Annotated in this window: 17 protein-coding genes; 6 read left to right on the top strand and 11 right to left on the bottom strand. The window is 72.4% G+C overall.

The features are described 5' to 3' along the window. The first annotated feature begins 60 nt into the window (after positions 1–60). The 5 genes from DEJ17_RS11140 (at position 61) to DEJ17_RS11120 (ending at position 4,630) form a co-directional block, all read left to right on the top strand. Complete coding sequence (locus DEJ17_RS11140) at positions 61–1,038, top strand: acryloyl-CoA reductase (RefSeq protein ID WP_110893880.1); 978 nt, start codon at positions 61–63, stop codon at positions 1,036–1,038. A 92-nt stretch (positions 1,039–1,130) separates the two neighbouring features. Beyond that, positions 1,131–1,799, top strand: a complete 669-nt coding sequence (locus DEJ17_RS11135) for a GntR family transcriptional regulator (protein ID WP_110893878.1) — start codon at positions 1,131–1,133, stop codon at positions 1,797–1,799. A 3-nt stretch (positions 1,800–1,802) separates the two neighbouring features. After that, positions 1,803–3,125: a hypothetical protein gene (locus DEJ17_RS11130; protein WP_110893875.1), complete on the top strand. Its 1,323-nt coding sequence runs from the start codon at positions 1,803–1,805 to the stop codon at positions 3,123–3,125. Further along, positions 3,122–3,919 (top strand): ABC transporter ATP-binding protein, encoded by a 798-nt coding sequence (locus tag DEJ17_RS11125; protein WP_110893872.1) that lies wholly within the window; start codon positions 3,122–3,124, stop codon positions 3,917–3,919. The genes DEJ17_RS11130 and DEJ17_RS11125 overlap by 4 nt, the downstream gene beginning before the upstream one ends. A 99-nt stretch (positions 3,920–4,018) precedes the next feature. Then, positions 4,019–4,630, top strand: a complete 612-nt coding sequence (locus DEJ17_RS11120; RefSeq protein WP_110893870.1) for a hypothetical protein — start codon at positions 4,019–4,021, stop codon at positions 4,628–4,630. 13 nt (positions 4,631–4,643) lie between these two features. On the opposite strand, the gene hemL is transcribed toward DEJ17_RS11120, so the two are convergent. From hemL to hemE, 11 genes are all read right to left on the bottom strand, one after another. Further along, complete coding sequence (gene hemL, locus DEJ17_RS11115) at positions 4,644–5,975, bottom strand: glutamate-1-semialdehyde 2,1-aminomutase (RefSeq protein ID WP_110893868.1); 1,332 nt, start codon at positions 5,973–5,975, stop codon at positions 4,644–4,646. Then, complete coding sequence (gene hemB / locus DEJ17_RS11110; protein WP_375342570.1) at positions 5,972–7,027, bottom strand: porphobilinogen synthase; 1,056 nt, start codon at positions 7,025–7,027, stop codon at positions 5,972–5,974. Before hemB ends, hemL begins: the two co-directional genes overlap by 4 nt. Further along, complete coding sequence (locus tag DEJ17_RS11105; RefSeq protein WP_258366773.1) at positions 7,024–7,605, bottom strand: uroporphyrinogen-III synthase; 582 nt, start codon at positions 7,603–7,605, stop codon at positions 7,024–7,026. Before DEJ17_RS11105 ends, hemB begins: the two co-directional genes overlap by 4 nt. Before the next feature lie 318 nt (positions 7,606–7,923). Next, positions 7,924–8,961 carry a hydroxymethylbilane synthase gene (gene hemC, locus DEJ17_RS11100; protein ID WP_110893862.1) on the bottom strand — a complete coding sequence of 346 codons (1,038 nt, stop codon included), beginning with the start codon at positions 8,959–8,961 and terminating at the stop codon, positions 7,924–7,926. Between the two features lie 11 nt (positions 8,962–8,972). Then, positions 8,973–10,205 carry a ferrochelatase gene (locus DEJ17_RS11095; protein ID WP_110893860.1) on the bottom strand — a complete coding sequence of 411 codons (1,233 nt, stop codon included), beginning with the start codon at positions 10,203–10,205 and terminating at the stop codon, positions 8,973–8,975. Continuing rightward, complete coding sequence (gene hemQ / locus DEJ17_RS11090) at positions 10,202–10,948, bottom strand: hydrogen peroxide-dependent heme synthase (RefSeq protein ID WP_258366772.1); 747 nt, start codon at positions 10,946–10,948, stop codon at positions 10,202–10,204. Before hemQ ends, DEJ17_RS11095 begins: the two co-directional genes overlap by 4 nt. A 68-nt stretch (positions 10,949–11,016) precedes the next feature. Continuing rightward, a complete protein-coding gene (locus DEJ17_RS11085) occupies positions 11,017–11,247 on the bottom strand; it encodes a DUF3618 domain-containing protein (protein WP_071404475.1) in 231 nt (76 codons plus the stop codon). Between the two features lie 41 nt (positions 11,248–11,288). Then, entirely contained in the window at positions 11,289–11,747 is a 459-nt protein-coding gene (locus tag DEJ17_RS11080; RefSeq protein ID WP_110893858.1) for a phage holin family protein, read from the bottom strand. Next, positions 11,744–11,998 (bottom strand): hypothetical protein, encoded by a 255-nt coding sequence (locus tag DEJ17_RS11075; protein ID WP_110893856.1) that lies wholly within the window; start codon positions 11,996–11,998, stop codon positions 11,744–11,746. The genes DEJ17_RS11080 and DEJ17_RS11075 overlap by 4 nt, the downstream gene beginning before the upstream one ends. A gap of 100 nt (positions 11,999–12,098) precedes the next feature. Then, entirely contained in the window at positions 12,099–13,415 is a 1,317-nt protein-coding gene (locus DEJ17_RS11070; protein ID WP_258366770.1) for an NAD(P)/FAD-dependent oxidoreductase, read from the bottom strand. Next, the gene (hemE, locus tag DEJ17_RS11065) at positions 13,412–14,545 is read right to left on the bottom strand and encodes a uroporphyrinogen decarboxylase (RefSeq protein WP_110893855.1); all 1,134 of its coding nucleotides are present in this window, start codon (positions 14,543–14,545) and stop codon (positions 13,412–13,414) included. Before hemE ends, DEJ17_RS11070 begins: the two co-directional genes overlap by 4 nt. Positions 14,546–14,583: 38 nt before the next feature. Between hemE and DEJ17_RS11060 the strand changes: the two genes are divergently transcribed. After that, positions 14,584–15,906, top strand: coding sequence for a glutamyl-tRNA reductase (locus DEJ17_RS11060; RefSeq protein WP_110893853.1), 1,323 nt, complete (start codon positions 14,584–14,586; stop codon positions 15,904–15,906). Positions 15,907–15,913 lie beyond the last annotated feature (7 nt).

Raw genomic sequence — 15,913 nt, 5'->3', positions numbered from 1 at the left:
CGCGCGCGTTCTGGGAAAGAACGGGCAGGCCGCCGGGAGGCCCGGGGTAGCGTCCGGCGCATGACCCGCGCCGTCCTCGTGTCCAGTGCAGCCCCGCCCACCGTCACCGACGTCGACCTGCCGGATCCGGCCGAGGGCGAGGCCCTGGTCGACGTCACGTACTCGAGCGTCAACTACAAGGACGGCCTGGCCCTCGCGAGGAACCCCGGAGTCGCCCGGCTCGACCCGCTCGTGCCCGGGATCGACGTCGTCGGCACCGTGTCCGGGCTCGGGCCGGGCGTGCACGAGGTGGCGATCGGTGACCGGGTGGTGCTGAACGGGGCCGGGCTGGGCGAATCCCGGCACGGTGGCTGGGCGACGCAGGCGGTGGCGCCGTCCGGGTCGCTCGTCGTGCTGCCCGATGCGATCGACGACTCGTTCGCGGCAGCCATCGGCACCGCGGGGTTCACGGCGATGCTCAGCGTGCTGGCGCTCGAGCGCTTCGTCGCGCCGGACGACGGGCCGGTGCTCGTGACCGGGGCATCCGGCGGGGTCGGCACCGTGGCGAGCGCGCTGCTCGCGGCCCGCGGGTACCGGGTGACGGCGTCCACCGGTCGGACGACGAACGACGCGTCGCTCCGGCGTCTCGGTGCCTCGGACGTCGTGGACCGGAGCGCCTTGTCCGAGCCGGGCAAGCCGATGCAGCGTGCCACCTGGGCCGGAGCGGTGGACAGCGTCGGCGGGGCCACCCTGGCGAACGTCCTGGCCTCGACCAAGTGGGGCGGTGCCGTGACGGCGTGCGGGCTGGCCCAGGACTCCGCGCTGCCGACGACCGTGCTGCCGTTCATCCTGCGGTCGGTGTCCCTGCTCGGGATCAACTCCGTGGACGCCCCGATCGAGCTCCGACGTCGGGCGTGGGACCGGCTCGCGACTGACCTCGACGCCGTGCTCCTGGCCGACGTCACCCGCACGGTCACGCCCGAGCAGGCCATCGAGGTGGGCGCCGACGTCGTCGCGGGACGGGTGCACGGGCGAACGGTCGTGGCCGTCGGGGGTTGAATCACCGTCACCGATCGGCGCGACATTTAGCAAACGTTTGCATATTGGCACGCTAGGATTTCGAGTGTCGATTTCGTCCTCGAGGAGATGACATGCCGGTCCCCAAGTCCACCGTGGAGAGCTCTCCCCGGAAGCTTCTGCGCGACGTCGTCTACGACAAGATGCTCGCGGCCCTGCGCGACGGCACGCTGCAGCACGGCGAGCGCCTGAACGACGACGAGCTGGTCCAGTGGCTGGGTGTGAGTCGCACCCCAATCCGCGAGGCGATCGCGAAGCTCGTCGACATCGGTCTGGTCGAGATGGAGGCGAACCGGTACACCCGGGTCGCCACCCCGACCTTCGAGGACTGGGTCACCGCGACCCGCGCGACCGCCGGGTTCTTCGAGCTCAGCCTGCGCTGGGGCGTCCCCGAGTACAGCGACGAGGACGTCGAGGCCCTCACCGCGCTGCTCGACAAGGCCGACCGCATGCGCAAGGTGCGCGACTACGGGTTCAGCGGCGCCCTCACCGAGATCATCGAGTTCGCCGTCGAGCACTCCGGCAACCCCCTGGTGCAGAACGCGGCCGTGGGCGCGATGGAGCGGGTCCGCTTCACGCTCAACCCCACGCCTGCGTTCGAGCAGTACGGGTCCGAGGCCTTCTTCTCGATCCTGCGCGAGGCCCTCGCCGAGCGCGACGGTGAAGGTGCCGCCGAGGCCGGACGAGCCCTCACCCGCAACTTCGAACAGCACATCGAAGCGGTCCGCGCCGACCGCGGCTGATCCGTGGTCGCCGGCGAGTGGGGTGACGCCGATCCCTGGTCGGCCGTGCACGACGACGCCTACGTGTCCCTGCTCGCGCACGTCCGGACCGGGCCCCGCGGACCGGTGCCCGTCGACCTCGACGCACTGAGCTGGGAGTGGGGCACCCCGCGCGGTGACGTCCGTGCGGCGGCGGCCCGGCTCGAGGACCTCGGCATCCTGGTCCACCAGCCGGACGGCACGTGGCAGTACGAGGAGCTCTCCGACGCCGACCTGTCCGACGCACTGGACTTCTGGGTCGCGCTCATCGGCCCAGCCCTCCGTGCCACGATCCCGGCGCTCACCCCCGAGCTGCGTGCCGAACTCGACCGCCGGGTCGCGCGGGCCCGCACCACCGCGGCGCTCCGGTTGCCGGAGTACCCGACGGCGTTCGCCGCCGCCTGCCAGTTCTGGTTCGAGCACTCCCCGAACCCCTTGGTGCGGAGCCTCGGCCTGCGCGCGTTCGAGCGGATGCGGTGGGCTCGCGTCCCGACCCAACTCTGGTCGGTCCACGACGTGCACGCCTGGTTCGTCACGACCGCCCGTGCGGTGGACACCGGCGACCCGGCCGACGCGGCGGCGGCGGCAGAGGTCATCGACGAGCTGTTCGAGGTCCACCGGCGGAACGTCGGGGTCCCGCGGACGAGCCGTCCGGCGGACGACACCACCGAACACCGCGCAGGTCCGGTCGACCGCGCCCTGCTCCGCGACGTCCGTTCCGGCGCGCTGGCGCTCGGGTCCACCCACGCGACCGACGACCTGGTGGCACGGACCGGGGCTCCGCCCGAGCAGGTCCTCGGCGCGCTGCGCTGGCTGCACGACCTCGGTCTCCTCGAGGACGACCGGGGACGCCACCGCGTCGTCGAGCCGTCGTTGGCGACCTGGCGCGACACGATGGAGCTGCTCACGGGGGTCTTCACCCACGGCGCCGTCCACGTCCTGCCCGGGCTCCGTGGGCCCGCGCTCGAGGAACTCCGGCAGCTCGTGGCACGGGCCCGTGAGGACGGCCAGGTGCGCGACCACCGGTACACGGAGAGCGCGTTCGCCGTCACTCGGTTCCTGTCCGAGCAGTCCGGCAACCGCTGGACCCGTGAGGCCCTGCGCCTGGTGATGGCCCGGCTCGCCTACGCGCTGCCCGAGGCCCCCACGTTCCGGCAGTGGGACGCCGAGGCGCTCTGGCTGGCGCTCGACACAGCGGCCGGCAGCGGAGACGTCGGTGCCGCACGGGCCGCAGCCCGCCGCTTCGTCGACGTCGCACGGGCGCACGTGGACGACGTCACGGCTCGGTGGGGCACGATGGGGTCATGACCGACGCGCACGACGACGTCCTGATCCACGCCACCGGGGTCCGCGTCACGCGCTCGGGCCGCGACCTGCTGCACGACGTCGACCTGACGGTCCGACGCGGTGAGCACTGGGCACTGCTCGGACCGAACGGTGCGGGCAAGTCCACACTGCTGGCCGTCCTCGGCGCGACCGGACACCCCACCGCGGGCACGGTCGAGGTCCTCGGTCGCCGACTCGGACGCGTCGACGTCCGCGAACTCCGGGAGCACATCGGCCACGTCGACCCGCGGCACCGGATGCTCTCGCCGCTCACCGTGCTCGAGACCGTGCTCACCGGGCTGACCGGCACGACGGACCTCATGATGCGGTGGGAGCCCTCGGCCGAGCAGGTCGCCCTGGCCGAGCAGCACATCGCCGACGTCGGGCTCACGGCACGACGGGACGCCCGCTGGCCGGTGCTGTCACAGGGCGAGCGGGGCCGCGCCCTCATCGCCCGGGCCCTGATGTCCGAGCCGCAGCTGCTGCTGCTCGACGAGCCGGCGACCGGCCTCGACGTCGCTGCGCGGGAACACCTGCTCGAGACCGTCGATGCGCTGCGGCACCGGCACCCCGACCTCGGCAGCGTCATGGTGACCCATCACCTGGAGGACCTGCCTGCCTCGACGTCACACGCGATGCTGCTGCGCGACGGCGCCGTCGTGGCCCAGGGCACGTCGGACGAGGTCATCACGTCGTCGGCGGTGTCGCACGCGTTCGACTTCCCGCTCGCGATCCTGCGGTCGGAAGGGCGCTGGGCCGCGCGCCGATCCGCCTGACGCGTGCTTGAATGGCCGTTCAGTGTCCGCGGCCCGTGTCGGGGAGGGACCCGGCACCGCACCACGGTGTCACGCCGCGGACCGTCACCAGGGGGAACCATGACGAACACGCCGCCGCCCTACCCGGGATCGGAGCCACAGCCGAACGACGGGCGGCCCGACGCCGGCCAGCAGTACCCGCAGCAGCCCGTCGGCCAGCCGTACGCGCAGCAGCAGCAGCAGCAGCAGCCCGTCGGCCAGCCGTACCAAGCCCCGGCCGGAGCCGCTCCCTACGCACCCCCGCCCAAGGCGTCCCGCGGCAAGCGCGTCCTGATCTCGGTGCTCGGCGTCGTCGTCGCCGTGGTGGTGGCGTTCCTCGTTCGCCAGGGCCTGAACGCGGCCTTCGGCGACTCCACCGAGGACACGGTCTCGAAGGCCGTCGAGCAGATCCGCGAGCAGAGCGACCTGCCGAAGCAGGTCGACTCCGTCACGACGTGGACCGCGATCGAGGCCGAGGGTGCCGCGATCCACTACGACTACACGGTGTCGGCGGACGTCGACCCGGCCTCGATCAACGAGGGGGTCATCCGCGACGCCGTCGGGCCGAACCTCTGCTCGAACACCGAGACGAAGAAGCTCCTCGACGAGGACGTCGACATGCGGTACACCTACGCGTTCGAGGGGTCCTCGAAGACCGTGGACACGACCTTCACCAAGGCCGACTGCTCCTGAGCCCCGACGCCCGTCACGCGGTCGCGGCGGCAGCAGCCTTCGCGGCCGCGGGCAGGGCGTCGAGGATCCGCCCGACCGCTCGGTCGTCGTGGGCGGCCGTCACGAACCAGGCCTCGAACACGCTCGGCGGCAGGGTCACCCCGGCGTCGAGCATCGCGTGGAAGAACGGTGCGTAGCGGAACACGTCCTGTGCCCGCACGTCGTCGTAGTTCCGCGGTGCCTGCTCGGTGAACGCGAAGGAGAACAGGTTGCCGGCGCGCTGCACGGTGTGGGCGACGCCCTCGGCCGACAGGGCCTCCGACGTGGCCGCGGAGATGACCGAGGCAGTGCGGTTCAACGACTCGTACACGGACGGCGTCGCGGCGCGCAGCGTGGCGATGCCGGCAGCGACGGCCAACGGGTTCCCCGACAGCGTGCCCGCCTGGTACACCGGCCCGAGCGGGGCGAGGAAGTCCATCACCTCGCGCCGACCACCGAGTGCTGCGAGGGGCATGCCACCGCCGATGACCTTGCCGAACGTGATGAGGTCGGGCTTCCACCCGGCACCGTCCGGCACGACCTTGGACGCCTCGAGGCCCCACCAGCCGGCGGCGCCGACGCGGAACCCGGTCAGGACCTCGTCGACGATGAGCAGCGCGCCGTGCGACCGGGTGATCTGCGCCAGTGCCCGGTTGAAGCCGCGCTCCGGTGCCAGGACGCCCATGTTCGCGGCGGCGGACTCGACGATGACGGCGGCGATGCGCTCGGAGTGCTCGTCGAACGCCCGGCGGACGGCGTCGAGGTCGTTGTACGGCAGCACGAGGGTCTGCGCGGCGGTCTCGGCGGTGATGCCCGCACTGCCCGGCATGGCCAGGGTCGCGACGCCCGAGCCGGCCTCGGCCAGCAGGGAGTCCGAGTGCCCGTGGTAGTGCCCGGCGAACTTCACGAGCAGGTCGCGGCCGGTGTAGCCGCGGGCCAGTCGGATCGCGGTCATGGTGGCCTCGGTGCCGGTGGACACCATGCGGAGCTTCTCGATCGGGCCGTCGCCGTCCACCGAGACCCGCTGCTTCACGAGTTCGGCCAACTCGGTCTCGCCCGGGGTCGACGCCCCGAAGGACAGTCCGCGCGCGGCGGCCTGCTGCACGGCCTCGACCGTTCCGGGGTGGGCGTGCCCGAGGATCGCGGGGCCCCACGACGCGACGAGGTCGACGTACTCGCGGCCCTCGGCGTCGGTGACGTAGGCCCCCTTCGCGGACACCAGGAACCGCGGGGTGCCGCCGACCGATCCGTACGCGCGGACCGGGGAGTTCACGCCACCGGGGATCGCGTTCTTGGCACGGCCGAAGAGCTGGTCGTTCGTGGTCATTCGGGGGCCTTCCCGGTCGAGGCGATGCCGGCGACGTCCGCGGTGCTGCCCGAGGTGCGGAGGCCCGCTTCCTCGTTGAGCTTCCGCGCGATGTCGACGGCGAAGTAGGTCAGGATCGCGTCGGCACCGGCGCGCTTGATGCCGACGAGCGACTCCATGGCGGCGGCGTCGCGGTCGATCCAGCCGTTCTGCGCTGCTGCGGTGATCATCGCGTACTCGCCGGAGATCTGGTACGCCCAGACCGGCACGGGCGAGGTCGCCGCGGTCTCGGCGAGCACGTCGAGGTAGCTCATCGCGGGCTTCACCATCACGATGTCGGCGCCCTCGTCGACGTCGAGCTCGACCTCGCGGAGGCCCTGGCGACCGTTCGCGGCGTCGATCTGGTACGTCCGACGGTCACCGACGAGCGACGACGACACGGCCTCGCGGAAGGGGCCGTAGAACGCCGAGGCGTACTTGGCGGCGTAGGCGAGCAGCGCGGTGCCGCTGTGCCCGGCACCGTCGAGCCCGTCACGTGCGGCGGCGATCTGGCCGTCCATCATCCCGCTCATGCAGACCAGCTCGGCGCCGGCCTCGGCCTGCGCGACGGCCATGTCGCGGTACCGCAGCAGGGTCGCGTCGTTGTCGACGGAACCGTCGGCGGCCAGGACGCCGCAGTGCCCGTGGTCGGTGAACTCGTCGAGGCACAGGTCGGACTGCACCACGAGGGCATCCCCCACCTCCTGCCGAGCGACGCGGATCGCCACGTTGAGGATGCCGTCCGGGTCGGTCGCGCCGGAGCCGGTGGCGTCCTTCGTGGCCGGGACGCCGAACAGGTTCACGCCACCCACACCGACCGACGCCGCGTCGACGAGCGCGCGGCGGAACGAGTCGAGGGAGTGCTGCTGCACCCCCGGCATGCTCGAGATGTCGACGGCGTCGGTCGCGCCCTCGCGGATGAACATCGGCAGCACGAGCTCGGCGGGGTGGAGCCGGGTCTCGGCCACGAGTCGTCGCATCGCGGGGGTGGCGCGGAGCCGACGGGGGCGGACCTGGGGGAAGCGTCCAGTCACGGGTGACCTTCCTGGTGGGGGGTGGTGGGGTTCAGTGCCTCGACGACGGCGTCGAGCAGGGCTTCTGCGGACCGGGTGCGTCCGACGGCGTGCACGGGCAGTCCGGCCGCACGGGCGTCGGTCGCGGTCCCGGGGCCGATGCAGGCCACGATGGTGCGGGGGTCGAGCGGGGCCATCCGGCGGGCGATCTCGCGGGCGACGCTGCCGCTCGTCACGAGCACCGCAGCGGGCGCCGTCTCGAGGGTGATCGGCTCGTCGCCGGTCCCCACGGTACGGTACGCGACCACGTCGTCCACGTCGATGCCGCGGGCACGGAGGCCGTCGACGAGCGTGGGTGCCGCGATCTCGGAGCGGGGGAACAGCACGGTGCCGTCGGTGTCCGCCAGCTCCTGCACCAGGCCGGCTGCGGACGTCTCGGTCGGCACCAGGTCGACGACCCAGCCCGCAGCGCGCGCGGCACGCGCGGTCGGCTCGCCGACCGCGGCGACGCGCACCCCGGCCGGGAGGCCCGCCACGCGTTCCGACAGGACCGTCACGGCCGTCGCGCTGGTCACCACGACCCATGCGTAACCAGCCACAGGGGTTCGGTCGCCAACAGGGGCGGGCGATCCGCGCCTCTCCCCACCGGCACGGCCGGACCGCCGCTGGCGCGTCGGTCCGGAACCGGCGTCGTGGGCCCAGGCCGCTGCCGAAGTGACCAGGCGGCGGACCGCAGCGTCGAGAGCCGACGGGTCGGACGGCGGGGCGTCCGCGATGAGCGGGACGATGACCGGGGTGAGCCCCCGCGACCAGGCCGCCGCCGCGACCCGGTCCCCCCACGCACCGCCGCGCGGGACGAGGACGACCGGGGGTCGTGCCTCGCCCGTCGCGGTGGTGGAGGGTTCCGTGGTGACCGCCTACTCGGCCGGCGTCGCGAGGCCGGGGCCTGCGGTGTGCGGACCGTCCGTGGTGTCCTCGGCGACCGAGCGCGCCAGGTCGGCCAGGTCCGCAGCACCGTTCTCGAGCAGCTCGGTCGCCACGCGGCCACCGACCTCGAGGGCTTCGTCGAGTCGGTCCTGCGCCGAGCCGTCGAGCACGGCCGCGTGCGACGCGGTGCGGTACTCGGTGCCGTCGGGGCGGTAGACGGTCGCGGACACGAGCAGCAGCTCGGCGTCCACCACGGCCGTCGCACCGATCGGGGCGGAGCAGCCGGCCTCGAGCTTGGCGAGGACCTCGCGCTCGGCCGTGACCGTCAGGCGGGTCGGGGCGTGCTCGATCTTGCGGAGTGCGGCGAGCAGCCCACGGTCGGTCTCGTCCGAACGGATCTCCACCGCGAGCGCACCCTGGCCGGGAGCACTCGGCCAGAAGCCGAGGTCGAGCAGCTCCGTCGCGGCCGACAGACGGTCGATGCGACCCAGGCCGGCGGCGGCGAGCACCACGGCGTCGAGGTCGTCGTCCACCCGGCCGAGCCGGGTGTCGATGTTGCCGCGGATGTCGACGACGTCGAGGTCCGGACGCGTCGCACGGAGCTGGGCGGCACGGCGTGGGGAACCGGTGCCGACCTTCGCGCCCTCGGGCAGGGTGTCGACGGTGGCGCCGTTCCGTGCGACGAGGACGTCACGGGCGTCCGCACGCTTCGGCACGGCACCGATCGTCAGGCCCGGGTACGGCGCGGTCGGCAGGTCCTTCAGGGAGTGCACGAGCACGTCGACCTCGCCGGCGACGAGCGCTTCACGCAGTGCGCTGGCGAAGACGCCGGTGCCGCCGAGCGACGCCAGGGAGGCACGGTTCGTGTCGCCCTCGCTCGTCACGGTGACGAGTTCGACGGGCCGACCGGCGGCCTTCGCCAGGCGGTCGGCGACGTCCTGCGACTGCGCCACCGCGAGCCGGCTGGCACGGGTGCCGAGCCGGATCGGGGTCGGGCCGTCCGGCGACGTCGTGTCGGGGTCGCTCACGGGTGCATCGGTCACGGGGCGACGCCGGCGGCGGCGGGCTTGAACCCCGCTCGCACGTTCTCGCAGCACCCCGGACGGCACACGTCGTACCAGGGGCCGAGGTCGGTCATGTGCGGACGCTCGGCCTTCGGGGTGCCGTTGACCCGCTCGAGCACCAGGTCGACGAGCCCGGACACGTAGGCCGGGTCGATGCCGGGGGTCTGCGTGCGGAGCGACCAGAAGCCGAGCTCACCGGCGGTCTCGGTGGCTTCCTCGTCGAGGTCCCACATGACCTCCATGTGGTCGCTGACGAAACCGAGCGGGACGATCAGCACGGCACGCGTCGGGCCGCCCTTGAGGTCCTCGTTCATGTAGTCGTTGATGTCGGGCTCGAGCCACGGCTGCGTCGGGGGGCCGGAGCGCGACTGGTAGACGAGCTTCCAGGCGGGCTTCGACGTGCCCTGCAGGTGGGCGTGCTCGGGCTGCTCGAGGAGCTCGGCCCAGGCCTGGTCGAGGACGACCTCGCCGACGGCCAGGTGCTGCGCCTCGTACGCGCCGTGCTCGTCGAACCCGCGGTAGTCGGGGCCGGAGCGGGCGGCGTCGGCCGAGGGGATCGAGTGCGTCGAGAAGAGCACCTGCAGCTCGGTCGCGACGTCGAGGCCCTCGTTCTCGGCGATCGCGCGGGCCATGCCGTCGCGGACGCCGTCGATGAACGGTCGGACGAAGCCCGGGTGGTCGAAGAACTGGCGGACCTTGTCGATCTGGATCGTGTCGATCAGGCCGGTCTCGTTCAGCACGCGGGCGTAGTCCTCGCGGTACTGCCGGCAGCTCGAGAACGACGAGTACGCGCTCGTGGCGATGGCGACCAGCTTGGTGTAGCCCTTGTCCGCCGCCTCGGTGAAGGCTTCTTCCAGGTAGGGCTCCCAGTTGCGGTTGCCCCAGAGGACCGGCATGTCGATGCCGCGCGACGCCAGCTCGGCCTCGAGCGCTGCCTTGAGCGCACGGTTCTGTGCGTTGATCGGGCTCACGCCGCCGAAGTGGCGGTAGTGGTGCGCCACCTCTTCCAGACGCTCGTCCGGGATCCCGCGGCCACGCGTGACGTTGCGCAGGAAGGGGATGACGTCGTCCTGACCCTCGGGGCCGCCGAAGCCCGCGAGCAGGATCGCGTCGTACGCGGTCGGGGTCTCGACGTGCTCGGGACCGGACGCCGCCGCGGGGGTGGCGGCGAGGACCCGGCCGTTCGTGATCATGCTGGTGTCGGTCATGACAGCACCTCCGGGAGTTCGGCGGTCGTCACGCGACGACCCGTGAAGAAGGGGACCTCTTCGCGCACGTGCATGCGCGCTTCGGTGTAGCGGAGATCGCGCATGAGGTCGACCAGGTCGGCGAGGTCCGGGCTCTCGAGCGGCAGGATCCACTCGTAGTCGCTCAGGGCGAAGGTCGCGATGGTGTTCGTGAGCACGCGGCGGTACTTCGCGCCGGCGATGCCGTGGTCGCGGAGCATCTTCGAACGCTCTTCCTCCGGCAGCAGGTACCACTCGTAGGAGCGGACGAACGGGTACACCGTGATCCACGCCTCGGGGTCCTTGCCGCGCAGGAACGCGGGGGTGTGCCGCTTGTTGAACTCGGCCTCGCGGTGCATGGCCATCACGTGCCAGACCGGCTCGGCGTCCTGGAACAGCCCGGTGCGACGGATCTCGCGCAGCACGGCCTGGATCGCCTGCGCGTCGTCGCCGTGCAGCCAGACCATGACGTCGGCGTCGGCGCGGAAGGCCGAGACGTCGTAGAAGCCACGGATCGTGACCCCGCGCTCGGCGGCGCTGGCGATCACGGTGTCGAGTTCGGCCACGGCGTCGTCGCCGACGCGGTGGACCGGACCGAGGGGCCGTCGGAACACGGCCCAGAGGGCGTACGCCGTCAGCAGGTTCGGGTCGATCCCGGAGTCCGGGTGAACGGCCTCGGCGGGTTCGGTGTGGGGGTGGTCGTTCGCGGGCGCGTCGGAGCTCATGGATCCATTGTCCTATCGGTTGCCAGGGTGTTGGCCGCCCCGCATCCGGTGGACCGCGCTCGGGCGGTCTACCGCCGTCGGAGCACCAGCACGACGATACCCCCGACCACCGCCACGCCGGCTGCGAGACCGGCCAGGTAGGGCACCGGCTTCTCGTCGAGGCCGCGCTTGAACTTCGACGCCGCGATCCCGATTTGCTTCGGGACGTTGAGCTTGTCCTCGATCGCGTCGAGGGTGTCGAACAGCTGGGCGCGGGTCGCCGCGACGCGGGCAGCGAGATCGTCGTGCGGGTCGGTCACGGTTCCTCCGTCGGTGGTGCGGCTGTCAGGGCTGTCGGCGCTCAGGAGCGGCCGTCGACGTCCGGCTTGCGGCTGCCGTACTGCGTCGGCGGGGTCGGCTTGTTGCCGAGGCCCTTGACCGCGTTGATGTCGTTCTTCACGCTGTCGATCGTGCGCTTCGGGGTGAGGGGCAGGCCCTTCTTGAAGCGCTTCCAGCCCACCAGTCCGAGGATCGCGGCGATGATCAGCATCACGACGGCGATCACGAGCGCGGCCAGCCACGCGGGCATCACGGTCGCCAGGCCCATCACGGCAGCCGTCAGCAGCACACCGATCGCGTAGAGCACGATGACGAGCGCACCGACCAGCAGGCCGGCGGCGAGGCCAAAGATCTTCGCCTTCGTGAGCAACTCGGCCTTGAGCAGGTCGAGCTCGCCCTTGACCAGGCCCTTGACGAGCTTCGGGACGTCACCGACTAGGCCGAACAGCGAACGCGACTTGCGATCGCGGGTGTCCGTCATGAGGTGGTGGAGTCCTTCTTCTGGCCGACCTTGCGGACGGCCTTCTTGGTCGTCTCACCGATGAACTCGGCGACGTCCGGCGTCTTGTCGGCGATGAAGTCCTCGGCGACGTGCACGCCCTTCTGGACGCCGTTGCTGTTCCAGACCTTGCCGCTGACGGTCTTGATCTGCTCGTACCGCGCCCGTCCGGCTCGCGATCCCAGGACGTACCCGAGTGCGGCGCCGGCGACGAACAGGAGCTTTCCGCGCATGTGCGATTCCTCCGTGCATTGGTTGTGCGGTGGTCATGCACCGAACGGAATACGTCCGGCGGTCTCACCAACAGTAGCCCTCACGGGCTGCGCGGTCCGCTCAGGAAGCGAGGAGGTCGTCGGCTTCCTTCCGAGCAGCGGCGATGATGCCCGCCAGGCCGCGTCCGGTGGAGGCCTCGCCGATGCCGACGACACCCGCGGCCAGCCCGGCCGCGGCGAGGTCCGGTCCGTACCAGCCGACGCGTGCGGCGCCGCTGACGCGATCCGCCGTGATCGGTACACCGAGCAGCGTGGACGCATCCTGCAGGGCACGGCTGCCGACTGGGTCGGTCGGGTCGACCGGGAGGCTCGTGGCGACGCCCGCAGGATCCGTCGCGGTGGTCGCGTAGCTGAGTCGCAGGACGTGGCGTCCGTCCGCCGCGTCGGCCAGCCACGGCCACTTCACCGTCGCGTGCGTGAGGGCCTTCGCCGACACCGCCTGCGCGTCCGGGTGCACGAGCATCCCGGTGCCGCGCGGGGCGGTGTCGAGCTCCGGCTGGTCGACGACGAGCGTGACGAGCTGGATGCCCGTCCGGTCGGGGGCGGCGGTGCGCTCGGGGTCGGCGACCGAGGACAGGGTGTGCTGGGCCGGCAGCCGTTCGGTCGCGCCGTCGGCGCTGGCGATCTCGACCGCGTGCGCCTCGATCCGGGTCGCCCGGGTGTGCAGTCGGACGTCGACACCGTAGGTCTCCATGTCGGCGACGAGCTCGTCCACCAGGCGCACCGTCCCGCCGCGGATCCCCTGCACCGGGGTGCCGGCGGCCGCGCGTGCCCGCAACGACAGGACCGCTCGGGCGAGTGAGCCCTCGCGCAGCAGTGCGGCACGCAGGCCCGGAGCCACCCGGTCGGGGTCGAGCTGGTCGGGGTGGGTGGAGTGCACGCCACCGGCGATCGGCACCACGAGGTCGTCGAGCACCCGCTCCCCCATGCGCCGGCGGACGAGTTCGCCGAGCGAGGAGGCCTTGGCGCCCACCGGTGCCGGCAGCAGCGAGTCCATCTGGGCGCGCAGGCCGCCCTTCTGCCCGACCACGGCCAGCACGTCGGCGGCCATCGGGGTGCTCGGGATGCCGAGGAGCCCGGTCGCGGGGATCGGCGAGGTCCGGCCGTCACGGGTCATCAGCCACGCGCCGCGGGGGTCGGGGACGACGACGTCGTTGCCGAGGCCGAGCTCGATGGCCAGGCGACCGACGGCGTCTGTGCGGGTGGCGAAGGAGTCCGCCGCCATGTCCAGGTCGATCCCGCCGACGGTGTGCCGACGGATCATGCCCCCGAGCTCGCCCGAGGACTCGACGAGCACCACGTGTGCGCCGCCCTTGGCGAGGTCACGGGCGGTGACGAGCCCGGCGACCCCACCGCCGACCACGACGACGTCGGTCACGCGCCGGCTCCGTCCTGCGCTGCGCCGTCCGCGCGGCCGTCGCCGAGCGAGTGGACCAGCTCGACCACCCGGGTCAGGACGTCCGGGTCGGTCTCGGGCGGGACGCCGTGGCCGAGGTTCACGACGTGGGCCCGTGCGGCACCGCCCCGACGGACGACGTCGCGGACGTGCGCTTCGAGGACACCCCACGGCGCCGAGAGCATCGCCGGGTCGATGTTGCCCTGCACGCTGACCCCGGTGCCGACGCGCTGGACGGCCTGGTCGAGCGGCAGGCGCCAGTCGACCCCGACCGCGTCGACGTCCACGGAGTCCGTGCCGAAGGTCGTCATGTCGGCCAGGACCTCGCCGCTGCCGACGCCGAAGTGGATGCGCGGCACCCCGAGCTCGGCGACGTGCGACATCGCCTGGGCGGAGTGCGGTGCGACGGACCGGACGTAGTCGGCGCGGGAGAGCGACCCGACCCACGAGTCGAACAGCTGCGCGGCCGAGGCCCCGGCGAGCACCTGGGCCCGCAGGAACATCCCGGACACCTCGGCGGCCCAGGCGAGCAGGCGCGCCCAGGTCTCGGGGTCGGCGTGCATGAGCGTGCGGGCGCGGATGTGGTCCTTCGACGGACCACCCTCGACCAGGTAGGCGGCGAGGGTGAACGGCGCCCCCGCGAACCCGATCAGCGGGGTGTCGCCGAGCTGCTCGACCGTGCGTCGGACGGCCTGCTCGATGGGGGCGAGGGCCGCGGGGTCGAGCTGCTCGAGGGCGTCGACGTCGGCGGGGGTGCGGATGGGTGAAGCGAGCACCGGGCCACGACCGGGGACGATCTCGACGTCCACGCCGGCGAGCTTGATCGGCACGACGATGTCGCTGAAGAAGATGCCCGCGTCGACCCCGTGCCGGCGCACCGGCTGCAGCGTGATCTCCGACGCCATCTCGGGGTCGAGGCACGCGTCGAGCATGGCGGTGCCGATCCGGAGCTCCCGGTACTCGGGCAGGGAGCGACCGGCCTGCCGCATGAACCAGACCGGGAGCGTCTCCGGACGGTCACCCCGCAGGGCCCGCACCAGGCGGGAACCACTCGTCCGCCCTGATGCCAGGGGGTGGGGGTCGGGGAGGGATGTGGTCGTCGCTTCGGTCACCGGATGATTCTCCCATCGAGCGCGTTACCATTGACTACGTGCTCATCTGTCTCACGGCGTCGCATCGCAACGCCAGCTTCGATCTCCTGGAGCGACTGAGCATCGGTGCACCCGCGGCAGCCAGCCGACTCGTCACGGATGCCGGCGTCCTGGACGGTGCCGTGGTGCTCGCCACCTGCAACCGCTTCGAGGCGTACCTGGACATCGCGGGCGACGAGAGCGACTCCGCTGTCTCCGCCACCGTGCAGGCCGTGGCCGCCGCGAGCGACCTGGACGCCACCGAGGTGCTCGACTCCGTCAACGTCCTGGACGGCAAGGACGTCGTGCAGCACCTGTTCGCCGTGTCGAGCGGACTCGAGTCCGTCGTCGTCGGCGAGACCGAGATCTCCGGCCAGGTCCGTCGCTCGCTCGAGGACGCGCGGTCGAACGGCACCACCACCTCGGACCTCGAGCGCCTGTTCCAAGAGGCCGCGCACACCTCGCGCGGCGTCAAGACCCGCACCCGCATCGGCGCCGCCGGCCGGTCGCTCGTGCGCCTCGGCCTCGAACTCGCCTCGTCACGGGTCACCGACTGGGCCCGCACCCGCGTACTGCTCGTCGGCACCGGCAGCTACGCGGCCACCACCATCGCCGCCCTGCGCGACCGCGGTGCCACGAACATCCAGGTGTTCTCGCCCTCGGGCCGGGCACCCTGGTTCGCCGCCAAGCACGACCTCGTCGCCGCCCGCGACCTGCGCCAGGCCATCGGCGAGAGCGACGTCCTGATCACCTGCACCTCGAGCGAGGTCCCGGTCGTCGCACCGGCCGACCTCGACGACGGGGTCCGTCGCATCGTCATCGACCTCGGGCTCCCCCGCAACGTCGACCCCGCAGCCGCCGGTGTCGACGGCGTCGAGCTGCTCGACCTCGAGACGATCAGCATCCACGCCCCGATCTCCGAGCTGAACGCCGAGTCCGAGGCCCGCGCGATGGTCGACGACGCCGTGTCCCGGTTCCGAGCCCAGGCGATGGAACAGTCCACGACCCCGGCGCTCGTGGCGTTCCGCAAGCACGTGTTCGACATCCTCGACGACGAGATCGAGCGGGCCAAGCGCCGCGCGGACGCCGACGGCGAGTCCGTCGAGCACACCGAGCGGGCACTCCGGCACCTGGTCGGCGTCCTGCTGCACCGGCCCTCGGTCCGCGCCCGTGAGCTCGGTCGCGCCGGTCGCGGCGAGGAGTTCGTCGGGGCGATCGACTCCCTGTACGGCGTCCGGCCGGAGGCCGAGCCGGAGCTGCCGTCGCCCGTCGTCCCGCTGGCCGACCGCACGGCACTGGACCCGACCGCCTCGGAACGCGACGACCAGGCGGACGCGAGCTGAGCCTCCA

The sequence above is a fragment of the Curtobacterium sp. MCSS17_011 genome, from assembly GCF_003224275.1.
Lineage (GTDB): Bacteria > Actinomycetota > Actinomycetes > Actinomycetales > Microbacteriaceae > Curtobacterium.
Note: the sequence above shows the minus strand (reverse complement) of the source record. Positions and strands in the feature narration are given on the sequence as shown.